This is a genomic window from Streptomyces sp. NPDC055078 (genome assembly GCF_053607985.1).
Genome location: NZ_JBSGUP010000656.1, coordinates 1 through 4,566, shown reverse-complemented (window position 1 = coordinate 4,566; position 4,566 = coordinate 1). Strand labels below are relative to the sequence as shown.

General features: G+C 69.5%; 3 protein-coding genes. All 3 read left to right on the top strand.

Annotated elements, in window-relative coordinates; all coding sequences use genetic code 11:
• Nucleotides 1-165: 165 nt before the first annotated feature.
• Nucleotides 166-1,167, top strand: coding sequence for an SCO0930 family lipoprotein (locus ACWF94_RS34210; RefSeq protein ID WP_453497656.1), 1,002 nt, complete (start codon nt 166-168; stop codon nt 1,165-1,167).
• A gap of 210 nt (nt 1,168-1,377) precedes the next feature.
• Nucleotides 1,378-2,190, top strand: coding sequence for an SAM-dependent methyltransferase (locus tag ACWF94_RS34205; RefSeq protein WP_453497653.1), 813 nt, complete (start codon nt 1,378-1,380; stop codon nt 2,188-2,190).
• The gene (locus tag ACWF94_RS34200; RefSeq protein WP_453497650.1) at nt 2,190-4,388 is read left to right on the top strand and encodes a putative bifunctional diguanylate cyclase/phosphodiesterase; all 2,199 of its coding nucleotides are present in this window, start codon (nt 2,190-2,192) and stop codon (nt 4,386-4,388) included. The genes ACWF94_RS34205 and ACWF94_RS34200 overlap by 1 nt, the downstream gene beginning before the upstream one ends.
• Nucleotides 4,389-4,566: the final 178 nt, after the last annotated feature.

Sequence of the window (4,566 nt, the reverse complement as noted above, 5' to 3'; positions counted from 1 at the left end):
GGAGGGCCCGGAGCCGCCCGGAGGAGGCAGGCGAGCCGCTCCCGGGAGCCCCCGAAGATTTTTTCCCGGGCGTTGAACGCACCGCCGCCCCCGGTCCGTACCTAGGGCCATGAACGGCGCACCTGAGCGTCGCCATCAGGGTCTCAAGGGACAACAGGAGTGGACATGAACACCTGGCGTAACGCCTCGCTCGCGGTGACTGCGGCGGCCGTACTCGTGCTGACGACGGCGTGCGGTCAGGACAAGGGCGACGAGAACACGACCGGTCAGAAGGTCGGCGCGGCCAGCTCGGCGCAGCCCGGGAGCGGTGGCTACGACGACTACGGCTCCTCCGGCTCCAACGCCGCCCAAGGCCAGGGGACGGCGGCCAAGCCGGCCGGCCAGCTCGCCGTGTGGGACAGCAGGGAACTCGGCAAGGTCGTCACCGACAGCGCGGGATTCACCCTCTACCGCTTCGACAAGGACACCGCCTCCCCACCGAAGTCGAATTGCGACGGCGACTGCGCGAAGGCATGGCCCGTGGTGGCCGCGGGCGGGGCGACCGCCGCGCCCGGCGTCGATGCCGCCCTGATCGGTGAGGTCACCCGTACCGACGGCTCCAAGCAGCTCACCATCGGCGGCTGGCCGATGTACCGGTTCGCCAAGGACACCAAGGCCGGGGACGCCAAGGGCCAGGGTGTCGGGGGCACCTGGTTCGCCTCCGCTCCCGACGGCAAGAAGGCCAAGGCCGGCGCGGGTACCGGGGCCGGGGCGGGCGGGGACTACGGCACCGGCGGCACCGACTCGGGTGCCCAGGGCGCCGACCTCGCGGGCCTGTCCACCCGCAAGGACCCCAAGCTCGGCGAGATCGTCGTCGACAAGAACGGGATGACCGTCTACCGGTTCATGAAGGACTCGGCCTGGCCGATGAAGACGGCCTGCACGGGCGATTGCCTGAAGAAATGGCCGGTTGTCGCCCCCGTCGACAAGAACGACACCAAGGGAATCCTGAAGAAGGGATTCGTCACCTTCAACCGCCCCGACGGAATCAAGCAGCAGACCATCGACTGCTGGCCGCTCTACACCTTCGCGGGCGACACGAAGGCCGGTGACACCAACGGGCAGGGCGTCGGCGGCACCTGGTTCGTGGTAACCCCGCAGGGCAAGCCGGTCGGAGCGCCCAAGTAGTCCTCACGCAGCGCCTCCGGCCCCAGCCGGCCCGTCTCACGCCCCCCGCGTGACGGCGGGCCGGTTGCCGTGCCGCTGTCATGTGACCAAGAACGGACCGCGAATTTCCGTTTGGGCTCGCCCAATTGGCGGGCGATCAGTAGCCTCGGCTCGAACACTGGCCACGCACATGGCCGGACTTACTCCGTGGCGACTTGGATGGAGACATCGATGGAGCGTCCCGCCTGGGCCCCGCCCGGCATCGACATATCGGTGCCGAGCGTGTCCCGCATGTACGACTACTACCTGGGCGGCTCGCACAACTTCGAGGTCGACCGTGAGGCCGCCCGCAAGGCCATGGAGTTCCTGCCGGGCCTGCCGAAGATCATGCAGGCCAACCGGGCCTTCATGCGCCGCGCGGTGAATTACGCGGCGAGTGAGGGGATCACTCAGTTCCTCGACATCGGATCCGGAATACCGACATTCGGAAATGTTCACGAGGTCGCGCGGAAGGCCAGCGACCGGTCCCATGTCGTCTATGTGGACCACGACCCGGTCGCGGTCGCCCACGGCCGCGCGGTACTCGAAGACGACTCCCAGGCCGCCGTCGTGGCGGCCGACCTGCGTAAACCCCGGCAGATCCTGGAAAGTCCCGAAGCCGCCGCGCTGTTCGACCTGAAAGAGCCGGTGGCGCTCCTCCTGGTCGCTGTGCTCCACTTCCTGGAGGACACGGACGATCCGTACGACGCCGTACGGACCCTTCGGGACGCACTCGCGCCCGGCAGTCTGATCGTCATCACCCATGCCGCGTACGACGGAGTCCCGGTGTCGGAGGAACGGACGGTCGGCGCGGTCGACGTCTACCGGGAGATCCGCAATCCACTCATCATGCGTTCACGCGAGCAAATTGCTCGTTTCTTCGAGGGGTACGAGATGGTCGAGCCCGGACTGGTGTCCATGCCGCACTGGCGGCCCGACACCCCCGCCGAGCAGGAGGACCCATATGCCTTCTCCGGTTTCGCAGGGGTGGGGCACAAGGCGTGATGACGCCCTCGTACACGGCGGACCCGGACGGACCCGAGGACAGAGTCCGCCGATTCGCGACCATATGGAGCCGTGCCGTCTTCCCGGTGACGGCCACTTCGCTCACCCGGCCCGAGGTCGAGGAGCATTTGCTGCCGCTGGCACGGCAACTGAGTGAACTGCTGCACGCACGGACCTTCGACCCCAAGGCCGCCCAGGGCATCGGGGCCGCGCTCATCGACGCCCACTGCACCGATCCCGAGGTGCTGAGCCGGACCCTCGGCGTCATCGACGCCTATCTGGTGCTCTACTGCGGCGGCGAGGCGGGGCAGCACCCGGGGGGCCGGATCCCGGAGCAGCAGCAGACACCCGGACAGAGCGCCGAGGACAGCCGGGCGCGCTGTGCCCGGCTCCAGCACGCGCTGGCCGCGGGCTTCGCCCACGGGCTGCGCGAACGCACCCTCGCGGAGCAGGAGGCCATCGCCCGGTCCTCCCTCCAGGCCCGCAACGACGCCGTCAGCGCGCTGCACGCCACCGAGACCCGGCTGCGAGCGGTGTTCGAGGGTGCCGCGATCGGCATCGGGATCGCCGACCTCGAAGGCAACGTCCTGGAGGTCAACGAGACCCTGACCCGGATGCTCGGCGGCCTGGAGAAGCAGGTGCGCGGCAAGAAGGTCACCGACTGGGCCCACCCCGACGACCTGCCCCATATGTGGCAGCTGTACCGGGAACTGGTCCGCGGCGAACGCGATCAGTACCGGGTCGAGAAGCCGTTTCTCCGCAACGACGGCACCGTCCTGTGGACCAATATGACCGTCTCCCTGCTCCGTGACCCGGAGGGCAGGCCCCAGTACCAGCTTGCACTCCTGGAGGACACCACCGAGCGCCGGCTGCTCACCCTGCGGCTGCGGTACGAGGCCACCCACGACGCGCTCACCGGTCTGCCCAACCGGACGCTGTTCTTCGAACGGCTGGAGAAGGCGCTCTCCGCGAGTGACCGGCACTCCCGCTTCGGGCTCTGTTATCTCGACCTCGACGGTTTCAAGGCCATCAACGACAGCCTCGGCCACGCCACCGGCGACCGGCTGCTGGTGGAGGTCGCGGACCGGCTCCAGAGCTGCGCCACCGCACCCGGCGAGATGGTGGCCCGCCTCGGCGGCGACGAGTTCGTGGCACTGACCACCGGTCCCGACAGCCAGCACGAGGCCGCCGAACTCGCCTCCCGTATCCTCTCCGGGCTCGCCGCGCCGATCCGGGTGGACGGACGGGAGTTCACCGTCCGGGGCTCCATCGGCATCGTCGAGGGCCCGGCGGGCGAGCACACCACCGCGGAGGTGCTGCGCAGCGCCGATATCACCATGTATCGGGCCAAATCGGCGGGCGGCAACCGCTATGAGATCGCCGACCCGGAACTGGACGCCCGCGCCATCACCCGCCACGGGCTGACCACCGCACTGCCCGCCGCGCTGGAACGCGGCGAGTTCTTCATCGAGTACCAGCCGCTGGTGCACATGGACGACGGGAGCGTGCACGGCGCCGAGGCCCTGGTGCGCTGGTGCCATCCGCAGCACGGGGTCCTGGGGCCGGACCAGTTCATTCCGCTCGCCGAGCGCACCGGACTGATCGTGCCGCTGGGCCGTTGGGTGCTCCAGGAGGCCGTACGGCAGGCCAGATTCTGGCAGGAACGTCACACCGACGGCGGACCCCTGCGCATCAATGTGAATGTCTCACCCACCCAGCTCCACCACCCCGGTCTGGTCACCGACACGGTCGCCGTCCTGGAGGGCTCCGGCCTCGAACCGGGCGCCCTCTGTCTGGAAGTCACCGAGTCGGCCCTGATCGGTGCGGACGAAGGTCTGCTGAAGCCGCTGCGCCAGCTCGCCGAGATGGGGGTGGATATCGCGCTCGACGACTTCGGCACCGGCTACTCCAACCTCGCCAACCTCCGCCGGCTGCCCGTGAGCGTCCTCAAGCTGGACCGCTCCTTCACCCAGGGGATGCAGCAGCTCCCGGTCGACCCCGTCGATCTGAAGATCGTCGAGGGCATCGTGTCGCTGGCGCACAGCCTGGAGCTGGCCGTCACCGTGGAGGGCGTGGAGACGGGGGTACAGGCGGCCCGGCTGCGGGAGCTGGGCTGCGACACGGCCCAGGGCTGGTACTACGCCCGCCCGGGGCCGCCGGACAAACTGCACGCGCTGTCCCTGGCGGACGCGGTCTGAGTCCTGCCGCGGGTGCGTCCTGCGCCGGGGTGGTCCGTCCCCGCCGCGCGCCGGCACGGCCTGCGGGCGTGTCCTCAATCGCCGGACGGGCTCAACTTGCCCGCCCCCGCACCAGCCCGGCCCCCACCGGGCTCAGGGTCCGTCCTCAATCGCCGGACGGGCTGATTGTGCTCGGGTG